Origin of the sequence: Sphingomonas sp. Leaf242, assembly GCF_001422045.1 — a bacterium.
Lineage (GTDB): Bacteria > Pseudomonadota > Alphaproteobacteria > Sphingomonadales > Sphingomonadaceae > Sphingomonas.
In genome coordinates this window covers 430,070-447,794 of the sequence record NZ_LMLW01000009.1, presented here as the reverse complement: position 1 = coordinate 447,794, position 17,725 = coordinate 430,070, and the positions used below count along the sequence as shown (strand labels likewise).

The 17,725-nt window shown below is 66.9% G+C and carries 17 protein-coding genes and 2 riboswitches; of the genes, 4 read left to right on the top strand and 13 right to left on the bottom strand.

Annotated elements, in window-relative coordinates:
• The first annotated feature begins 28 nt into the window (after positions 1 to 28).
• Positions 29 to 1,099, top strand: a complete 1,071-nt coding sequence (locus ASF09_RS13320; RefSeq protein WP_060526644.1) for a PA0069 family radical SAM protein — start codon at positions 29 to 31, stop codon at positions 1,097 to 1,099.
• Positions 1,100 to 1,371: 272 nt separating this feature from the next.
• Here ASF09_RS13320 and ASF09_RS13315 read toward each other — a convergent pair whose 3' ends face one another.
• From ASF09_RS13315 to glmU, 9 genes are all read right to left on the bottom strand, one after another.
• Positions 1,372 to 1,734: a VOC family protein gene (locus ASF09_RS13315; protein WP_060526643.1), complete on the bottom strand. Its 363-nt coding sequence runs from the start codon at positions 1,732 to 1,734 to the stop codon at positions 1,372 to 1,374.
• A 180-nt stretch (positions 1,735 to 1,914) separates the two neighbouring features.
• Entirely contained in the window at positions 1,915 to 3,450 is a 1,536-nt protein-coding gene (locus ASF09_RS13310) for an aminoacyl--tRNA ligase-related protein (RefSeq protein ID WP_060526642.1), read from the bottom strand.
• 156 nt (positions 3,451 to 3,606) lie between these two features.
• Entirely contained in the window at positions 3,607 to 4,095 is a 489-nt protein-coding gene (locus tag ASF09_RS13305) for a CcdC protein domain-containing protein (protein WP_268795632.1), read from the bottom strand.
• Positions 4,096 to 4,283: 188 nt separating this feature from the next.
• Positions 4,284 to 5,858, bottom strand: a complete 1,575-nt coding sequence (gcvPB, locus tag ASF09_RS13300) for an aminomethyl-transferring glycine dehydrogenase subunit GcvPB (protein WP_060526640.1) — start codon at positions 5,856 to 5,858, stop codon at positions 4,284 to 4,286.
• Complete coding sequence (gcvPA, locus tag ASF09_RS13295) at positions 5,855 to 7,213, bottom strand: aminomethyl-transferring glycine dehydrogenase subunit GcvPA (protein WP_060526639.1); 1,359 nt, start codon at positions 7,211 to 7,213, stop codon at positions 5,855 to 5,857. Before gcvPA ends, gcvPB begins: the two co-directional genes overlap by 4 nt.
• Before the next feature lie 131 nt (positions 7,214 to 7,344).
• Positions 7,345 to 7,716, bottom strand: coding sequence for a glycine cleavage system protein GcvH (gene gcvH, locus ASF09_RS13290; protein WP_060526638.1), 372 nt, complete (start codon positions 7,714 to 7,716; stop codon positions 7,345 to 7,347).
• A 1-nt stretch (position 7,717) separates the two neighbouring features.
• A complete protein-coding gene (gene gcvT, locus ASF09_RS13285) occupies positions 7,718 to 8,950 on the bottom strand; it encodes a glycine cleavage system aminomethyltransferase GcvT (protein ID WP_060526637.1) in 1,233 nt (410 codons plus the stop codon).
• A 47-nt stretch (positions 8,951 to 8,997) separates the two neighbouring features.
• Positions 8,998 to 9,103: riboswitch (glycine riboswitch) on the bottom strand.
• A gap of 1 nt (position 9,104) precedes the next feature.
• A riboswitch (glycine riboswitch) is annotated at positions 9,105 to 9,208 on the bottom strand.
• Positions 9,209 to 9,464: 256 nt separating this feature from the next.
• A complete protein-coding gene (gene glmS, locus ASF09_RS13280) occupies positions 9,465 to 11,288 on the bottom strand; it encodes a glutamine--fructose-6-phosphate transaminase (isomerizing) (protein WP_060526636.1) in 1,824 nt (607 codons plus the stop codon).
• A 40-nt stretch (positions 11,289 to 11,328) separates the two neighbouring features.
• Positions 11,329 to 12,723 carry a bifunctional UDP-N-acetylglucosamine diphosphorylase/glucosamine-1-phosphate N-acetyltransferase GlmU gene (gene glmU, locus ASF09_RS13275; RefSeq protein ID WP_235529823.1) on the bottom strand — a complete coding sequence of 465 codons (1,395 nt, stop codon included), beginning with the start codon at positions 12,721 to 12,723 and terminating at the stop codon, positions 11,329 to 11,331.
• Between the two features lie 62 nt (positions 12,724 to 12,785).
• Here glmU and ASF09_RS13270 point away from each other — a divergent pair, with 62 nt between their 5' ends.
• Together ASF09_RS13270 and ASF09_RS13265 are read left to right on the top strand one after the other, a co-directional pair.
• Positions 12,786 to 13,469, top strand: coding sequence for an HAD family hydrolase (locus tag ASF09_RS13270; RefSeq protein ID WP_060526635.1), 684 nt, complete (start codon positions 12,786 to 12,788; stop codon positions 13,467 to 13,469).
• Positions 13,466 to 13,825 carry a hypothetical protein gene (locus tag ASF09_RS13265; RefSeq protein ID WP_056051447.1) on the top strand — a complete coding sequence of 120 codons (360 nt, stop codon included), beginning with the start codon at positions 13,466 to 13,468 and terminating at the stop codon, positions 13,823 to 13,825. The genes ASF09_RS13270 and ASF09_RS13265 overlap by 4 nt, the downstream gene beginning before the upstream one ends.
• Positions 13,826 to 13,835: 10 nt before the next feature.
• On the opposite strand, the gene ASF09_RS13260 is transcribed toward ASF09_RS13265, so the two are convergent.
• From ASF09_RS13260 to ASF09_RS13245, 4 genes are read right to left on the bottom strand one after another with little or no spacing between them, the layout of a single operon-like run.
• Positions 13,836 to 14,798, bottom strand: a complete 963-nt coding sequence (locus ASF09_RS13260) for a nucleotidyltransferase domain-containing protein (protein ID WP_060526797.1) — start codon at positions 14,796 to 14,798, stop codon at positions 13,836 to 13,838.
• Between the two features lie 11 nt (positions 14,799 to 14,809).
• The gene (locus tag ASF09_RS13255) at positions 14,810 to 15,670 is read right to left on the bottom strand and encodes an HprK-related kinase A (RefSeq protein ID WP_060526634.1); all 861 of its coding nucleotides are present in this window, start codon (positions 15,668 to 15,670) and stop codon (positions 14,810 to 14,812) included.
• The gene (locus ASF09_RS13250; RefSeq protein WP_060526633.1) at positions 15,667 to 15,942 is read right to left on the bottom strand and encodes an HPr-rel-A system PqqD family peptide chaperone; all 276 of its coding nucleotides are present in this window, start codon (positions 15,940 to 15,942) and stop codon (positions 15,667 to 15,669) included. Before ASF09_RS13250 ends, ASF09_RS13255 begins: the two co-directional genes overlap by 4 nt.
• A gap of 4 nt (positions 15,943 to 15,946) precedes the next feature.
• On the bottom strand, positions 15,947 to 16,342 hold the full coding sequence (locus tag ASF09_RS13245; protein WP_183129021.1) for a hypothetical protein: 396 nt from the start codon (positions 16,340 to 16,342) through the stop codon (positions 15,947 to 15,949).
• 152 nt (positions 16,343 to 16,494) lie between these two features.
• Between ASF09_RS13245 and ASF09_RS13240 the strand changes: the two genes are divergently transcribed.
• Complete coding sequence (locus ASF09_RS13240) at positions 16,495 to 17,721, top strand: ATP-binding protein (protein WP_060526632.1); 1,227 nt, start codon at positions 16,495 to 16,497, stop codon at positions 17,719 to 17,721.
• The last annotated feature ends 4 nt before the right edge of the window (positions 17,722 to 17,725 follow it).

The window sequence follows — 17,725 nt, the reverse complement described above, 5'->3', positions numbered from 1 at the left end:
GTTCCGTGACGGTGTCTAGTTTCAGTCGATGAAACAGGCCCGTCCGGTTCGTGGTGCTACCCACAATGGCGAAAGCCGGCGCTTCAACCTGCCGCAGACCGAGGCGGATGGCGACTGGCTCGACATGCGCGAGGGGATCGACGGGATCGCGCCGAAGCTTCGGACGACGGTGACCGTCGAAACCCCGCGCACGATCATCAGCCGCAACGCATCGCCCGACGTGCCGTTCGATCGCTCGATCAATCCGTATCGCGGGTGCGAGCACGGCTGCATCTATTGCTTCGCGCGGCCGAGCCATGCGTTCCACGATTTGTCGCCGGGGCTCGATTTCGAGAGCAAGCTGTTCGCGAAGCCATCCGCGGCAGCGCTGTTGCGGGTGGAACTGTCGAAGCCTGGCTATGTCGTCGCACCGATGGCGCTGGGGACGAACACCGATCCGTACCAGCCGATCGAGACCGACTGGCGGATCACGCGCGGCATCATCGAGGTGCTCAGCGAGACGGATCATCCATTGACGATCACCACCAAGTCGGACCGCGTGGTGCACGATATCGATCTGCTTGCACCGATGGCGACGAAGGGGCTGGCAGCTGTGGCGATGTCGATCACCTCGCTCGATCCGAAGGTGGCGTCGACCGTCGAACCGCGCGCACCGCATCCTGAACGACGGCTGGCGGCGGTACGCAAACTCGCGGATGCGGGGGTGCCGGTGTACGTGTCGATCGCGCCCGTCATCCCGGCGATCACCGACCACGAGATCGAGCACCTGATCGCGCGGGCAGCGGAGGCCGGGGCGACGCGCGCGTTCTTTATTCCAGTACGGCTGCCGCATGAGGTCGCTCTGCTGTTCCGGGCTTGGCTCGACGAACATTTTCCGGATCGCGCGGGGAAGGTGATGGCGACGATCGCCTCGCTGCGCGGGGGCAAGGACAATGATCCCAACTTCTTCACGCGGATGCAGGGACAAGGGCCTTGGGCGGACCTGCTCGGGACCCGGTTCCGGATTGCGTGTGCGAAGCATGGGCTGAACCGCGAGCGGGTTGCTTTGCGGAGCGATCTGTTCCGGGCCCCAAGGGGGCCGCAGGGGGAGTTGTTCTAGACAGGAGCGTGGTGGTTCCGAGCTCGGCTAAAGCCCAGTAGCAACCTGCCGGTTAGAGAGGACTGGCCGACCTGCTCCCCCCTCCCTGGAAGGGAGGGGTTGGGGGTGGGTCGGCTTCCGTACACCCGACCCCCCGTGGCTCAAGCAGGCCAACCCACCCCAGGCCCCTCCCTTCCAGGGAGGGGGGGAAAGTCTCCACGTCGGCAAGGTCGAGACCAAAGGCGCCCTATTCCGATCTACCGCTGATCGTCAGATCAAACTCGGGCGCTTCCTCAACCTTCTGGGTCCTCGGGTTGCCAAAGTTCGATCGGATTGCCTTCCGGATCATGGATACGCGCGAAGCGACCGAAACCGGGCATATCCCATTCGGGATCGGTGATTACTGCGACTCCTGCCGCACGAAGGCTCGCGATCAGGCCATCGAGGTCGTCGACGCGCCGATTGAGCATCCAAGGGCGATCCGCGGGGAAATAGTCGGCGTCGACGGCGAACGGCGCGAAGACGCTGGGCCCTGCCTGCGTCTCCCACGATCCATATGGCACCGACCCGACGCCGAGATGCTCGACATACCAGACGCGGATCGCCTCCGGGTCCTTTGCCCGGAAGAAGAACCCGCCGATTCCCGTCACGCCCATGCCTGCCCCCTGAAGGTCGCACCGCCAAAGCCGATGCGACGATACCAGACGAGCGACTACCATGCAGCCAACAGACCGGACGATTTTGGTTGCTCCGTGCCTCGGGTGTTCACGCGGTCTTCGCCCCTTGTTCCAATGATGAGCCCTGAACGGGACACCGGTCGCAGGCGATAGGCGCGATTAGTAGGCGCGGCCGATCAGGATGCGCTCCACCGCAAGTTCGCCGGTGAAGATGCAGGCGCCGTCATCGCACCCGGTCTGGCCCATCGGCGCGTTGCGGATCGTCAGCTTGAGTGCCTTCAACCGCTCCACGACCTTGTCGAGTGCCGCCCCCGTCGGCTTGGACCAGCGGACGTCGACCCAGCCGGGGTTCTTCACGCCGTCGGCGAAATGCGCCTCGACCGCGGCGAAGTCGTCGGCGGGGACGATATTGCCCTTCACGCGGTTCATCGATTCGACGTGGAGCGTCGCCTGGATGTCGTGCAGCATCCCCGAGACTTCGCTCACGAACGTGTCGCGCGGCGTGGCGACGCTGTCGAGCTTGCCGTCCTCGCGGTACAGGCGGTCGCGGCGGATCACGGTGACGTTGCCGCCGGCCATGTCGCGACCGCCGACCTCGATCACGATCGGGGCGCCCTTCTTGACCCAGCCCCAGCGCTTGGTCGCGGCCTTGGCGGGCTTGAGGTCGAGCAGCGCGCGGACCGGCTCGCCGAGCGCGGACTGCTTGGCGAGTTCGGCCTGGAGCGACTTGCAATAGTCGACGATCGCCGCGTCCTCGGGCACGTCGCGCAGCATCGGCACGATCACGACCTGCCACGGCGCGATCATCGGCGGCACGCGCAGGCCATCGTCGTCGCCGTGGACCATGATGACCGCGCCGATCATCCGCGTCGACACGCCCCAGCTGGTGGTGTTGCACAGCTCGAACTCGCCGCCCGCGTTCTGGAAGCGGATGTTCTGTGCCGACGCGAAATTGGTGCCGAGGAAGTGCGAGGTGCCGGCTTGCAGCGCCTTGCCGTCCTGCATCATCGCCTCGATCGAGTAGGTCGCGACCGCGCCGGGGAAGCGCTCGTTCTCGGGCTTCTCGCCGGCGATGACGTGGACGCCGAGGCATTCCTCCGCGAAATCGCGATAGACTTCGAGCATTTTCAGCGTCTCGTCGCGCGCTTCGTCCGCGGTGGCATGCGCGGTGTGGCCTTCCTGCCAGAGGAATTCGCTGGTGCGCAGGAACATGCGCGTGCGCATTTCCCAGCGGACGACGTTTGCCCATTGGTTGATCAAGACGGGCAGGTCGCGCCACGACTGAACCCAGCGCGCGAAGGCGGCGCCGATGACCATCTCGGAGGTCGGGCGGACGACGAGCGGCTCCTCGAGCTTGGCGTCGGGATCGGGGATCAGGCGACCGTATCCGTCGGCCTTGAGGCGGTGGTGGGTGACGACGGCCATTTCCTTGGCGAAGCCGTCGACGTGCTCGGCCTCCTTCTCGAAGTACGAGAGCGGGATGAAGAGCGGGAAATAGCAGTTCTCGTGGCCGGTCGCCTTGATCCGGTCGTCGAGCAGGCGCTGGATGCGCTCCCAGATGCCATAGCCCCACGGGCGGATGACCATGCAGCCGCGGACGCCGGATTCCTCGGCAAGATCCGCCTCAGAGATGACGGCCTGGTACCAGGCGGAAAAATCCGCCTCGCGGGTGACGGGGAGTGCGCGCTTTATCATGGGGTGCGGATAGCGGGTGCGCGGAGGTTCGTCACGTGTGAGTTGCGGGTGCGCATCCCACCACCACCCTTCATCCTGATGCTGCCCGTCATCCTGACGAAAGTCAGGACCCAGAGCCACACGCGGTGTGAGTGGTATCCTGGATCCTGACTTTCGTCAGGATGACGGGATTTGGGGGACGCGTGCCGTTTCGAGCATCCGCTTTGCGCGGACGTACATTTCGATGCGTTGCGTAGTGAACAGGCCCAGCGCGAGCGCGACCAGCATGTCGGTGATGGCGAAGGCGTCGAGGTGGAGGGCGTGGCCGTCGCCGATGACGGCGCGCGCGCCGGTGCGGACTGCGACGATCGCGACCAGGAACAGGACCGTGGCGGGGGAGGATGTCGTGTTGAGTGCGTGGCTGTCGGGGTCGATCGTGATGCGCATGAGCTTGCCGCGTTGCCAGCCGAGCGCTGCGCCCATGACCAGGGCCAGCGCGCAGAACAGCCAGGCAAGGCCGTGCGGCGGGTACATCGCGAACATGTACAGCGCGACGGCGGCGTAGAGCGCGGGGAAGACCCAGAGGCGTTCGAGCTTGAGCGGCTTTACCACGCTCATACGGCGCCAGCGGACCGCGAAGACTATGCCGATGACGACCGCGGTGATCGCGTAGCTGATCCAGCCTTGTGCTTCGTGCGCCTGAATCGATCCTGGCCCCCACCCCGGTTGGGGCGGAGGCTAGATCGGTTGCGGTGTTCTGGGCAATCCGTTTTCCTGCGTATGCAGGAATCCAGGGTTACGGGCTGTTGCGTTCGTGACCCTGGGCTCCTGCGTTCGCAGGAGAACTGCGAGGTTTACTCCGCCGCCTGCGCTAGCGGAGCGGGGTCCTTCCAGACCAGGACCGGTTTCCGTGCCGCGAGCGTCTCGTCGAGGCGCGCGCGGGGGGCGAAATGGGGCGCGGTCTTGAGGCTCGGGTCGCCAGCTTTGGCGCGTTCGGCGACCGAGCGGAGCGCGGCGATGAACTGGTCGAGTGCCGCCTTCGATTCGGTCTCGGTCGGCTCGACCAGCATCGCGCCGTGGACGACGAGCGGGAAATACATCGTCATCGGGTGGAAGCCCTCATCGATCAGGCCCTTCGCGATGTCGATCGTCGAGAAGCCAGCGGCGAGGCCGGAGTCCGAGAACAACGCCTCGTGCATGCAAGGACCCGAGGGGCCGAACGGCGCGTCGAGCGTGTCGTCGAGGCTGCGCAGGATGTAGTTCGCGTTGAGCACCGCGTCCTCCGACACCTGGCGCAGTCCGTCGGCGCCATGGCTGAGGATGTAGGTGAGTGCGCGCGTGAACATGCCCATCTGGCCGTGGAACGCGACCATCCGGCCGAAGCTGCCGGCATGGTGTTCGCCTGCGGTTTCCTCCTCGACCAGGACGAACTGGCCGTCCTGGTTCTCGACGAACGGGAGCGGTGCGTAGGGAGTCAAAGCCTCCGAGAACACCACCGGACCCGAGCCCGGGCCGCCGCCGCCGTGCGGGGTCGAGAAGGTCTTGTGGAGGTTAATGTGCATCGCGTCGATGCCGAGATCGCCGGGGCGGACGCGGCCGACGATCGCGTTGAAGTTCGCGCCGTCGCAATAGACGTAGCCGCCCGCCGCGTGCACCGCATCGGAGATTTCGCGCATGTCGCGCTCGAACAGTCCACACGTGTTGGGGTTGGTGATCATCACGCCGGCGACGTCGGGGCCGAGCCGGGCCTTCAGCGCGGCGGTGTCGACGCGGCCTTCGGCGGTGGCGGGGATATCCTCGACGCTATAGCCGGCGAAGGCTGCGGTGGCGGGGTTGGTGCCGTGCGCGCTCTCGGGGACGAGGATGATCTTCCGCGCGCCTTCGCCCTTGGCTTCCAGTGCGGCGCGGATCGCCAGGATGCCGCAGAGTTCGCCGTGTGCGCCCGCCTTCGGGCTCATCGCGACCGAGGTCATGCCGGTGAGCGTGACGAGCCAGTGCGCGAGCTGGTGGATGACTTCCAATGCGCCCTGCACGGTGTCGACCGGCTGGAGCGGGTGGACGTCGGAGAAACCAGGGAGCCGCGCCATCTTCTCGTTGAGGCGCGGGTTGTGCTTCATGGTGCACGAGCCGAGCGGGAAGAAGCCGAGGTCGATGCCGTAGTTCTGGCGTGAGAGGCGGGTGTAGTGGCGGACGGTTTCCGGCTCGGAAAGACCGGGGAGGCCGATCGGTGCGGTGCGCGTCAGATCGCCGAGCATGTCGTGCGCGACGTCGCCTTCGCCGAAGTCGACGCCCGTCGTCTTCGCGTCGCCGATCTCGAAGATCAGCGCTTCTTCCAGCATCAGCGCCTTGTTGCCGGTTACCGACGCTGGGACGTTGACCGTGTTCGCCTCGGGGGAGGTCGGGCGCCAGCCGCTCTGGTTGATGCTCATGCCAGTATCTCCTCGAGTGCGGACGCAAGCGTTTCGACGTCCTCCGCCGTGGTCGTCTCGGTCACCGCAACGACCAGTCCGTTAGCGAGGTCGTCATTGCCGGGATACAACCGGCCCAGCGAGACGCCCGCTAGGATGCCGCGGTCGGCCAGCGTACGGACGACCGGGCGGGCTTCGACGGGGAGCTTCAGCGTGAATTCGTTGAAGAACAGCGTGTTGAGCAATTCGACGCCGGGCACCTTCGCCAGTCGACGTGCGGCATGAACCGCACCCGCGTGGTTCAGCCCTGCCAGGCGACGCAGGCCGGCTTCGCCGAGCAGCGTCATGTGGATCGAGAAGGCCAGCGCGCAGAGCCCGGAGTTGGTGCAGATGTTCGACGTCGCCTTCTCGCGGCGGATGTGCTGCTCGCGGGTCGACAACGTGAGGACGAAACCGCGGCGGCCGTCCGCGTCGACGGTCTCGCCGCAAAGACGACCGGGCATCTGGCGAACGTATTTGTCCTTGCACCCGAACAGGCCTACGTAAGGCCCGCCGAACTGGAGGCCGACGCCGAGCGACTGGCCTTCGCCGACGACGATGTCCGCGTCCATCTCGCCGGGCGAGGTGATCGCGCCCAACGCGACCGGCTCGGTGACGACCGCGATCAGCAGAGCCTTCTTCGCGTGGCACGCATCCGCGAGCGGGCGCAGGTCGGCGATGCGGCCGAGGATGTCGGGGTACTGGACGACGACGCACGACGTATCGTCGTCGATCTTCGCGATCAGCTGGTCGAGGTCCATGTCGGCGACCAGTTCGGGCGCGGTCGTGTCGAGTACGTCGCCGGTGAACTTAGCCATCGTGTTCGCGACCGAGACGTAATGCGGGTGAAGCCCCGACGACAGGATCGCCCTGCCCCGCTTGGTGATGCGACGCGCCATCACGATCGCCTCCCAGCACGCCGTCGAGCCGTCGTACATCGAGGCGTTGGCGACGTCGGTGCCGAGCAGACGCGCGACCTGCGTCTGGAACTCGAACAGCATCTGCAACGTGCCCTGCGCGATCTCGGGCTGGTACGGCGTGTAGGCGGTGAGGAACTCGCCGCGCTGGATCAGGTGGTCGACCGAGGCCGGAACGTGATGCTTGTAGGCGCCGCAGCCGAGGAAGAACGGCGCTTCGCCCGCCGTGAGGTTCTTCTTGGCGAGCGCCGACATGTGGCGTTCGACCGCCATTTCGGAGGCGTGCATCGGCAGGTCGCGGACCGGGCCGTCTAGGCGCGCGGCTTCGGGGACGTCGACGAAGAGATCGTCGATGGTCGAGGCGCCGATGACGGCGAGCATTTCCGCACGGTCGGGCTGGGTCAGGGGAAGGTAGCGCATCGGCATCGACTCCCCCCTCCCGCATGCGGGAGGGGTCGGGGGTGGGCGCCCGGCATCAAACGGGCGGAACGCTGGAGGAGAGCGCGTGCCCACCCCCTGCCCCCTCCCGCTAGCGGGAGGGGGTTCTAGAATTACAGCCCTTCGACGAAGGCTGCGTAGGCGGCTTCGTCCATCAGGCTGTCGAGTTCGCTCGGGTCGCTGAGCGTCAGCTTGAAGAACCAGCCGGCCGCTTCGGCGTCCGAATTCACCAGGCTGGAGTCGTCGGTCAACGCCGCGTTGCCTTCGGTGACGGTGCCCGAGACCGGGGAGTATACGTCGGAGGCGGCCTTGACCGACTCGACGACCGCCGCTTCGTCACCCTTGCTCAGCGTCTTGCCGGCTTCCGGGACGTCGACGAACACGACGTCGCCGAGCTGGCTCTGCGCGTATTCCGAGATGCCGACCGTGCCGATGTCACCATCGACGTCGACCCATTCATGATCCTGCGTGAAGTAACGGCTCATATCACTTGGCTCCTGCGCGGACGTAGCGGTGGGGAATGAAGGGCATCGCGGTGACGGTGGCGGTGTGGACCTTGCCGCGTTGCGCGATCTCGATGCGAGTGCCGGGGGCGGCGAGCGCGAGCGGCACATAGGCCATCGCGATCGGCTTCCCGAGGGTGGGTGCGAAGCCGCCGCTGGTGAGGCGACCGATCGTCGCGCCGGTGTCGTCGATCACCTCGGCGCCTTCGCGCGCGGGCTGGCGGCCCTCGACGATCAGGCCGACGCGCTTGGTGGCGGGGCCCTGCTCGCGCTGGGTGAGAATGCGCTCGGCACCGGGGAAGTCGGCGGCTTCGCGGCGGCGCTTCGACAGCGCGAAACCGAGGTCGGCCATGACCGGCGTGATCTCGGGATCGAGATCATGGCCGTAGAGCGGCAGGCCGGCTTCGAGGCGCAACGAGTCGCGCGCACCGAGGCCGATCGGCTTGATCTCGGGGAGCGCGAGCAGCGCGTCGGCGAACGCGACGGCGTGTTCGGCGGGGAGCGAAATCTCGACGCCGTCCTCGCCGGTATAGCCCGAGCGGCTGATCCAGAGCGGGACGTCGTTCCAGTGGAACGCGCCGGCGGTCATGAACACGAGGCCGTCGACGCCGGGGACGATCCGCGCGACTGCCTCGACCGCCTTGGGTCCCTGCACCGCGAGCAGCGCCTGGTCTTCGAGGATGTTGATCGTGACGTCGTCGGGCAGATGCTCGATCAGGTAGCTGACGTCGTCATACTTGGTGGCGCCGTTGACGACGACGTAGAAGCTGCCGCTTGCGGTCGGTGATGGGTGGAGCGGGTCGTATGCTTCGGGCTCGACGTCCTGCGCGGAAAACGGCGACGGCTGGTCGTCGGGGAGGCGCGTGGCCATCAGGTCGTCGAGGATGCCGCCGTCCTGCGCGAGCAGCAGAGAATAGCGCATCTTGCCCTCGCCAAGCCCGGCGATGTCGCCCGGCAGGACGGTTTCGAGCGCGTGCGCGACGCCTTCGCCCGAGAAGACGAGCTGGCCCATGTGGCTGACGTCGAACAGGCCTGCCGAGTCGCGCGTCCAGGCGTGCTCGGCCATGATGCCCTCATACTGGATCGGCATCTCGTAGCCGGCGAACTCGACCATCCGCGCGCCGTTCGCGCGGTGCCACGCGTCGAGCGGCAATGGCAGGACCTCGGGCTCGACGTAATCGTCGGCCTGATCGATGATGCTGGCGTAATCGCTCATGGTCGTCTCCGTCGAAGGGGCGCGCGGCACCAATGGGTGCAACGATCCAAACCCCCTCTGTCACGGGACCTGAGAGCTTTCGCGCCGGACTTGTCCAGCGCTTACCCCTTCGGTGGCCCTCGACTCACGTCAGGACGCTTTCCAGAGTGTCGATCAGCCCCGCGCGGTCTCTGGTGCCTGAGAGATTCCGGGGTGGTTGCTCCTTCGGCGGTTCCATCAGCCCTGAAAGGACCGGAAACGCTCTCCCGCGCGGTGCCATGCCGGTTGCCCGACATCGACGCCGCGAGTTGTGACGCGGCGCACAATCTTAGTCAATCGAGGGTTTGGCGCGGCGGCAAGAAATCGGCGGATAGCCCGCCATTAGCGCCACCCCGGCGAAGGCCGGGGCCCAATTGGAAAGGTCGATGTAACGGAGGACCGCGCCTTAGTTACCTCTGTCCCCTCAATTGGGCCCCGGCCTTCGCCGGGGTGGTGTCTATGGTTGGGGCACCAGCGGCTCCAACCATGCCACGGATTATTCGACCGTCACGCTCTTCGCCAGATTCCGCGGCTGATCGACGTCGGTGCCCTTGAGCACCGCCACATGATACGCGAGCAACTGCACCGGCACCGCGTAGACCAAAGGCGCGATCAGCGGGTGGACCTTGGGCATGGTGATCGTCGCCATGCAGCCTTCGCCGGCGGCCTGGATGCCGTCGTAATCCGAGATCAGCACGACCTTGCCGCCGCGGGCCATGACTTCCTGCATGTTGCTGACGGTCTTGTCGAACAGCGGGCCCGACGGCGCGATGACGATGACGGGAACGTGCTCGTCGATCAGCGCGATCGGACCGTGCTTCATCTCGCCGGCGGCATAGCCCTCGGCGTGGATGTAGCTGATTTCCTTCAGCTTCAACGCGCCTTCCAGTGCCAGCGGATAATCCGTCCCGCGGCCGAGATACAGCACGTCGCGCGCGCCGGCGATGTTGTGCGCCATCGCCTCGATCGCTTCGTCATACGCCAGCGCGCCGTTAAGCGCGGCGGGCGCCTCGGCGAGGTGACGGACGATCTCGCGCTCCTGGTCCCTCGTCAGCAACCCCTTCGCGCGCGCCAGATTCGCGGCGAGTGCGGCGAGCACGGCGAGCTGGCAGGTGAACGCCTTGGTCGAGGCGACGCCGATCTCGGGGCCCGCGTGCGTCGGCAGTAGCAGGTCCGCTTCGCGCGCCATCGAGCTGGTCGGCACGTTGACGACGACCGCGATCTTCTGCCCCTCGGCTTTAGCGTGGCGCAGCGCAGCGAGCGTGTCGGCGGTCTCGCCCGACTGCGAGATGAACAGCGCGAGGCCGCCTTCTTCCATCACCGGCGCGCGGTAGCGGAACTCGGAGGCGACATCGAGGTCGACGGGGACGCGCGCGAATTGCTCGAACCAGTATTTGGCGACCATGCCGGCGTAGAAGCTCGTCCCACACGCGACGATCGTCACGCGCTTGATCGTGGACAGGTCGAACTCGGGGATCGGCAGCGAAACCTCGCCTTCCATCCGCTTGAGGTACGAGCGGAGCGTCTGCGCGACGACGATCGGCTGCTCGTAGATCTCCTTGAGCATGTAATGCTTGTGGTTGCCCTTCGAGATCACCTCGCCGGTGATCCCCGAGAGCGTGATCGCGCGCTCGACGGGAGTGTTCTCGCGGTCGTAGACCTGCGCACCGTCGCGGGTCAGCACAACCCAGTCGCCCTCGTCGAGATACGCGATACGCTGCGTCAACGGCGCGAGCGCCAGCGCGTCGGAGCCGAGATACATCTCGCCCTCGCCGTGCCCGACCACGAGCGGCGAGCCGAGGCGCGCGCCGATCAGCAGGTCGGGATGCTGGCGGAACAGGATCGCGAGCGCGAACGCACCGTGCAGGCGGGGCAGCACGTCGCGGACGGCGGCGATCGGGTCCATGCCCGCCTCGATCTTCTCACTGACGAGATGCGCGACGACTTCGGTGTCGGTTTCGCTGGTGAACGTCCGGCCTCGCGCGATCAGTTCGTCGCGCAGCGGCTTGAAGTTCTCGATGATGCCGTTGTGGACGACCGCGACTTCGCCGGTCGCGTGCGGGTGCGCGTTGTTGGTGGTCGGACCGCCATGCGTCGCCCAGCGCGTGTGCGCGATGCCGGTCTTGCCGGGCAGCGGATGCGCGGCGAGTTCGTTGGCGAGGTTGACGAGCTTGCCCGAAGCACGACGCCGCTCGATCGCGCCGTCATTGTCGGTGGCGATACCCGCCGAATCATAGCCGCGATATTCGAGCCGCTTCAACCCGTCGAGCAACCGACCCGCGACGTCTTCGCCGCTCAAAATTCCAACGATGCCGCACATCAGATCATACTCCGGGGAAACAGGGTTTCGCTTGCGAACTTCATCGAGCAGCCTTGCGTGCGATCATCTTCTCGCGAAAGCGCGCTGCCCAGCCTTGCTTCGAAATCTGGGGCGGGCGGACCAGCGCCAGCGCATCGGCCTCCACGTCCTGCGTCACCACCGACCCGGCTGCAACGATCGCGCCTGCGCCGATCGTGACCGGCGCGACAAGCGCGGAGTTCGAGCCGATGAACGCGCCCTCGCCGACGACAGTCCGGTATTTGAAATAGCCGTCGTAATTGCAGGTGATCGTGCCCGCGCCGATGTTCGCGCCCGCGCCGATGTCCGCGTCGCCGATATAGGTGAGGTGGCTGACCTTCGCGCCCTCGCCGATGATGGCCTTCTTGATCTCGACGAAATTGCCGACCTTCGCGTCCGCGTGGAGTTCCGCGCCGGGGCGGAGGCGCGCGAACGGGCCGACGTTGGCGCCCTTGCCGACGGTGGCGCCTTCAACGTGGCTGAACGCATGGATCGTCGCGCCGTCCGCGATACGCGCGCCGGGGCCGAAAACGACGTTGGGTTCGATCACGACGTCGCGACCGAGTTGCGTGTCATGCGAGAACCAGACGGTGTCCGGGGCGATCAATGTTGCGCCGTCGACCATCGCCTGTGCGCGGCGCGTGGCCTGCCATGAGGCTTCGACACCGGCGAGTTCACCGCGGCTGTTAACGCCGGCGACTTCGTCCGCGCCAGTCTCGATCACCGCGGACGAGCGGCCAGCGGCGGCGGCAAGCTCGACGATATCGGTGAGGTAATATTCGCCCGCCGCATTGTCGTTGCCAAGCCGGTCGAGCAGCGCGAACAGGTCGGTAGAGCGCACCGCCATCAGCCCGGAGTTGCACAGCGTCACCGCGCGTTCCGCCTCCGACGCGTCCTTATACTCGACGATCCGGTCCATCCGGCCCGCAGCGTCGGCGATGACGCGACCATAGGCGCCGGGGTTCGCGGGGCGAAAGCCGAGCACGACGACGGCGGGGCTGTCGTCACCGTGCAACCGGTCGATCATCCGCTGCATCGTCGCTGCGGTGACGAGCGGCACATCGCCGTAGAGGATCAGGACATCGCCATCGAACCCCGCCAGCGCGTCGCGAGCCTGCGCGACCGCATGGCCGGTGCCGAGCTGCTCCGCCTGAAGCGCGGTGGAAATACCGAGCGGTGCGACCGCCGCCTCGACTTGCTCGCGCCCTGCGCCGGTCACCACGACGGTCTTTGCCGGATGCAGCGCGGCTGCGCTTGCGACCAGATGCAACAGCATCGGCCGTCCGGCGATCGGGTGGAGGACCTTGTGCAGGTCCGATTTCATCCGCGTACCCTTGCCGGCGGCAAGAATAACGACCGCAATCGGGTGTGCGGGGGAAGGCGCCGGAAACGGTTGGTCGTTGGAATGCGTCATCATGGAAGGATCGCTGCCACGAAAGCCTTGCCAATTCCATAGCGCCGCTGGCAGGCGTGGCTGCAATGACGTATTTTTCTTTCGATATCGTCGGGTTCGACCTCGACGGTACGCTTCTCGATACCAGCGGCGACCTGGCCGCCGCGGTCAACCACGCGCTGATTACGGCCGGTCGCCCGGAATTGAGCGTCGAGCAGGTCAAGCCGATGATCGGTGGCGGAGCGCGGCATATGCTCAAGCAGGGCCTGACCGCGACCGGCGGCTATGACGAGGCGATGCTCGACACGCTGCATGCCAAGCTGCTCGCCTATTACGAGGCGAACATCTGCGTGCTGACCAAGCCGTACCCCGGTGTCATCGAGGCGCTCGATGCGCTGGCGGCCAACGGCGTGACGCTCGGGATCGTCACCAACAAGATCGAACGGTTCGCGCGGACCGTCCTCGACCAGCTCGGCCTGACCGATCGGTTCGCGTGCATCCTCGGCGGCGATACGCTGGCCGAATCGAAGCCGTCGCCGATGCCCATCCTTGAAATGGTCCGGCTTTGTCGGGAAAGCGGGGGCGGCGGAGGACGCGCGGCGTTCGTCGGTGATTCGATCTTCGATATCCAGGCGGGACAGGCGGCGGGGCTGCCGACGATCGCGTGCAGCTTCGGCTTCCTGATGCAGCCGGTTGCGGAACTCGGCGCCGACGCGGTGATCGACGGCTATGCCGAATTGCTGCCGACGCTCGAAAGGCTCGGCGCATGAACCGCCCCCTGTTTCTCCGCATCGCGCTGGTCTTGGCGATCGTATTCGCGGTGACGATGGCGTTGCTGCCCAAGCCGCCGCACATGCCGATCGACCAGTTCGGCGACAAATTCGAGCACATGCTCGCGTTCGCGACAATGTCGCTGCTGGCGGCGTTCGCGTATCCGACCGCCAAGCTGTCGCGGATCGGCGAGCGATTCTCGTTTCTCGGCGCGCTGATCGAGGTGCTGCAGTCGATCCCGTCGCTGCACCGCGATTGCGACATCCACGACTGGATCGCGGATACGCTGGCGATCACGGTCGTGTTGCTGATCGTCTGGTCGGTGCGGCGCCAGCGTGGCGCGCGGTTACCGTAAGTCCGGCGCCCTAACCCTTGCGGAACTTGGTCCAGAGGTGCCGCGCGAGCAGTGCCGGCGGCATTCGCAGCCAGTGCGAGCGGATGTAGAAGGCGAGCCGCATGACCGGTCGGATCGGTCTGCCCCAGCCATCGCGTGCGGTAAGCCGGCGGACGCAGAGGCGATCGATACCGCGCACGTTGCCGGCGCCGAACAGCGCGTCGACCAGCCGTAGCGACCGCGCCACCTGTTCTTCCAGGCCGTGCCGACGCGCATCCGCGTCGAGTCCATCGGTCCCGAACTCGTCGAGCAGGCACCGGATGTCCCACAGGTTGCGCAAGCCGCCCGCCAGATCGCCGTCCGCGAACAGATGCGCCGCAGCATGGACGATCATCCCGTTCGGCGACAGCGTGCGCAGCCCGTTCTCCAGCGCCACGCTACCCGCGATCAACGCCGCCGGATCGGGCGTAACCCGCGCGGTGAGCGGCAGGATCGTGTGGTGCACGTCGATCATCCGGTCACGCTCGCGGTGGATCAGCGGCGGGAGTTCGTGCATCCAGCGCCGATAATAGACGTCGTCATACGGATCGGGCTTCACCCATTCCCAGCCCGCCGCGAGCAACGCCGCCTCGACCGTATCGAGCGACGCGCGCGGCACCAGGATGTCGAGATCGCCGATCGACCGCCCCTGCCCCGCCGACAATCCCGCCGCGACGAACGCGGTTCCCTTCAACAGCACGACCGGGCAGCCGACCGCGGCGAGCGCCCGCCGCGCCATCTCCGCTTCCCAGAGCGCGACGCGGCGGCCCTGCTCGGCGGAAGCGCGCGCATCCGCCAGGATCGTCTTCACCGCGCCAGGCATCGGCAACCCGTCGAGGCGGATCGCGAGCGTCCCGATCAACTGCTCGGCGCGCGCCATCGCCAGCAATGCGGTCCAGCCATCCGCATCGAGTCCGACGACGCTGACCGGATCGGCGAGCGCGCGCGCGAGCATGCGGGCATCGGTCACAGTGCGGCCCACAGCGCCTCGACCTGCTCGATCGCGCGCGCGCCGTCGGGATAGTCGATCGCGACCGAGGGGACGCCCGCGATCAGACCGGTCAGCGCGCGGAACCCGGCCTCGCCCAGCGCCACGTAATTGGTCGACGCCTGCGTCATCCGCACGAACGCTTCGGCCGGCGGCACCGGTCGCGTCTCCGCCTCGAACCCGTAGCGAGGGAATATCAGCAACGCCGGGCGCGCTGGAACATCCATCGCCGCGATCGCGCCTGCATCGGGTACCATGTGGCGAATGTCGCCCTTCGGCGTTGCCGGCATCAGCGGCCCCATCCGCGCGTCGGGCCATGCTGCTTCGGCGGCGGCGATCGCTTCGTTCTTCAGGCTGATCAGTCGCGGGAACGCGTGGACCAGTCCAGTCGCCGGATCGAGCAGCGCGAACTCGTCGCCCATGAACCGCCAACCCTTCGCCGCGAGCAGCGTCGCCAGCGTCGACTTCCCCGCCCCCGAAATCCCCGTCATCAACAGCGCGCGCCCGTCGCGCTCAACCGCCGATGCGTGGAGCAGCAGATACCGCCGCGCGCCGAGCGCCATCTGGAGGTTCATCGCCATCTCGGCCGCGAGCAGACCCTGCAGCAACGGCAACGGCGCCGCTTCGGGCAGCATGTAGTCGCCGCCGATCTCGACCGAGGGGCGGATGAGCCGGCGCCAGGGCCGGCGCGCGAAAAGGCGCACGGTGAAGTCCGGTACGCCGTCGTTCGGCTTGGGGTAGTCGCGGTACAGCGTCTCCATCTGCGCGATCGGGGACCGCCAGTCGGAGCCGATGCGGAACCCGACGGGGCCGATGCGCACGGCAAACGCGTGCCTCACGCCGCCTCGACCAGTCCGGCTTCGACCAGTTCGTCGAGCCGCGCCGCCAACGCCTCGCGCGTCCCGTCGGAAAGCTCGTAATCCTCCGCAAGCTTATCAAGCAAAGCGCCCAGGGTCAGTCCGCTCTCGCCCAGTATCGCAATGATCTGGGGAGCAGGTTCGGTCAGCAGATGCGTGATCCCCGACGCGCGGTGATAGACAGCGGTGAATTCGTCGAGCGGCGCGATCAGCACTCCGTCGGTCGGCGGCGCTCGATAGACCGCGTCGTCCACGGTCTCAGGCGCGCGGCATCTGCAACGACGCAAAGCAGGTGAAGCCGCCCTGGCCGCGCTGCAACCGGCGGATATAATTCACATACGCACGGCTACGCTCGGAATCGGTCCCGGGCAGGCTCCTGCCGGTCGCCATCGATCGCTTGACCTCTTCGCCCTTGAACGGCCGCGACGACGAGGGGAACGCGCCCTTGGTGCGCGCCGGAACGACCCTGCCGTTCGCATCGATATAGCTGCCGGCGCGGCCCGGATCGGGCACCGGGATTTCGCAGTTGAGCACTGAACCGGCGGTTTGCGCGAGCGCGGGCCGGATCGACACGACCGCACCCGCCGTCACCGCACCGAGCGCCAGGACGCGACGACGCGTCGGCACGCCGTCCTCGCGGTGCTCCGGGATCATGGCCGGATCCTGCTCTGGTCGCGTATCGTCGCTCATGATGCCCCTGTTATTCCCAAGCCCTTTCACAATCCTGAAGCGCTGACAATATAGCCGCACCGATCGTACCGAACTAGGACGGGTGCGCGCCCCGTCCGCGCGCCTTGGAGATCACCATGCTTTCCGGATTTGGCCTGCGTACCTTCTGGGCGATCGTCGTCGTCATCGTCGCCTCGGTCGCGGTGTTCGTGATCACACGCGACATCCAGGGCGCGATCGTCGCGGTGGTCGGGGGCGTCGCCGCCGCGCTGGTGGCCGCCGGGACCGGCGACGAGGCGCCCGCCCCGGACGACACCCTGTCCGCCGTGCCCTCGGTGATGGACGAAGTGCTCGACGCGATCGTCGCGCCGGTGATGTTGGTCCAGGACGGGCGGGTCACGCTGGCCAACAGCGCGGCGCGGACGTTGCTCGGCGCGCACATTCTCGGCGAGGATGCACGCGTCGCGATCCGCCACCCCGCCGCCGCCGAGCGACTCGGCACGCCTGGGCCGATCGACGGCGAGCGGCCAATCGAGCTGGTCGGTCTCGGGACGCGCGATCAGCGCTGGGAAATGCGGCTCGGCGAGGCGTCCGATGGCCAGCGGATCGTCCACTTGGTCGACCAGACCGGCAATTATGCCGCCGAGCGGATGCGGATCGATTTCGTCGCCAATGCCAGCCATGAACTCCGCACGCCGCTCGCGTCGATCCTCGGCTTCATCGAGACGCTGCGCGACGAGGCGGGCGAGGATGCCGAGGTCCGCGCGCGCTTCCTGAAGGTGATGGACGACGAGGCGCGGCGGATGCAGCGGCTGGTCGAGGATTTGATCTCGCTGAGCCGGATCGAGGCGGAGAAGTTCCGCCTGCCCGATCAGGCGGTCAACCTCGCGCAATTGGTCACCGACGTCTGCGCCGAGGTGGTCGATGCCGCGGGCGATCGCGGGCTCGATCTGGTCGCGACGATCGATCCCCGCCTCGCACCGGTATCCGGCGACAAGGCCCAGCTGTCGCAGATGCTCCACAATCTGATCGGAAATGCGATGAAATACGGTCGCGCGGGAACGCCGGTGTCGATCGATCTGAAGCGCGACGATCTGAACATGATCCGCCTGTCGATCCGCGACGAGGGCGACGGGATCGCGGCCGTCCATATCCCGCGGCTGACCGAGCGCTTCTATCGTGCGGACGCGGGACGCAGCCGGTCGCTGGGTGGTACGGGGCTAGGTCTGGCGATCGTCAAGCACATCGTCGAGCGCCACCGCGGACGGCTCGATATCGCCAGCCAGGTCGGCGTCGGGACGGTCGTTTCGGTCATCCTGCCCCCGAGCGGCGGCGCGGCCAAAGGCGCTGTCATAAAAGGGTAACCCA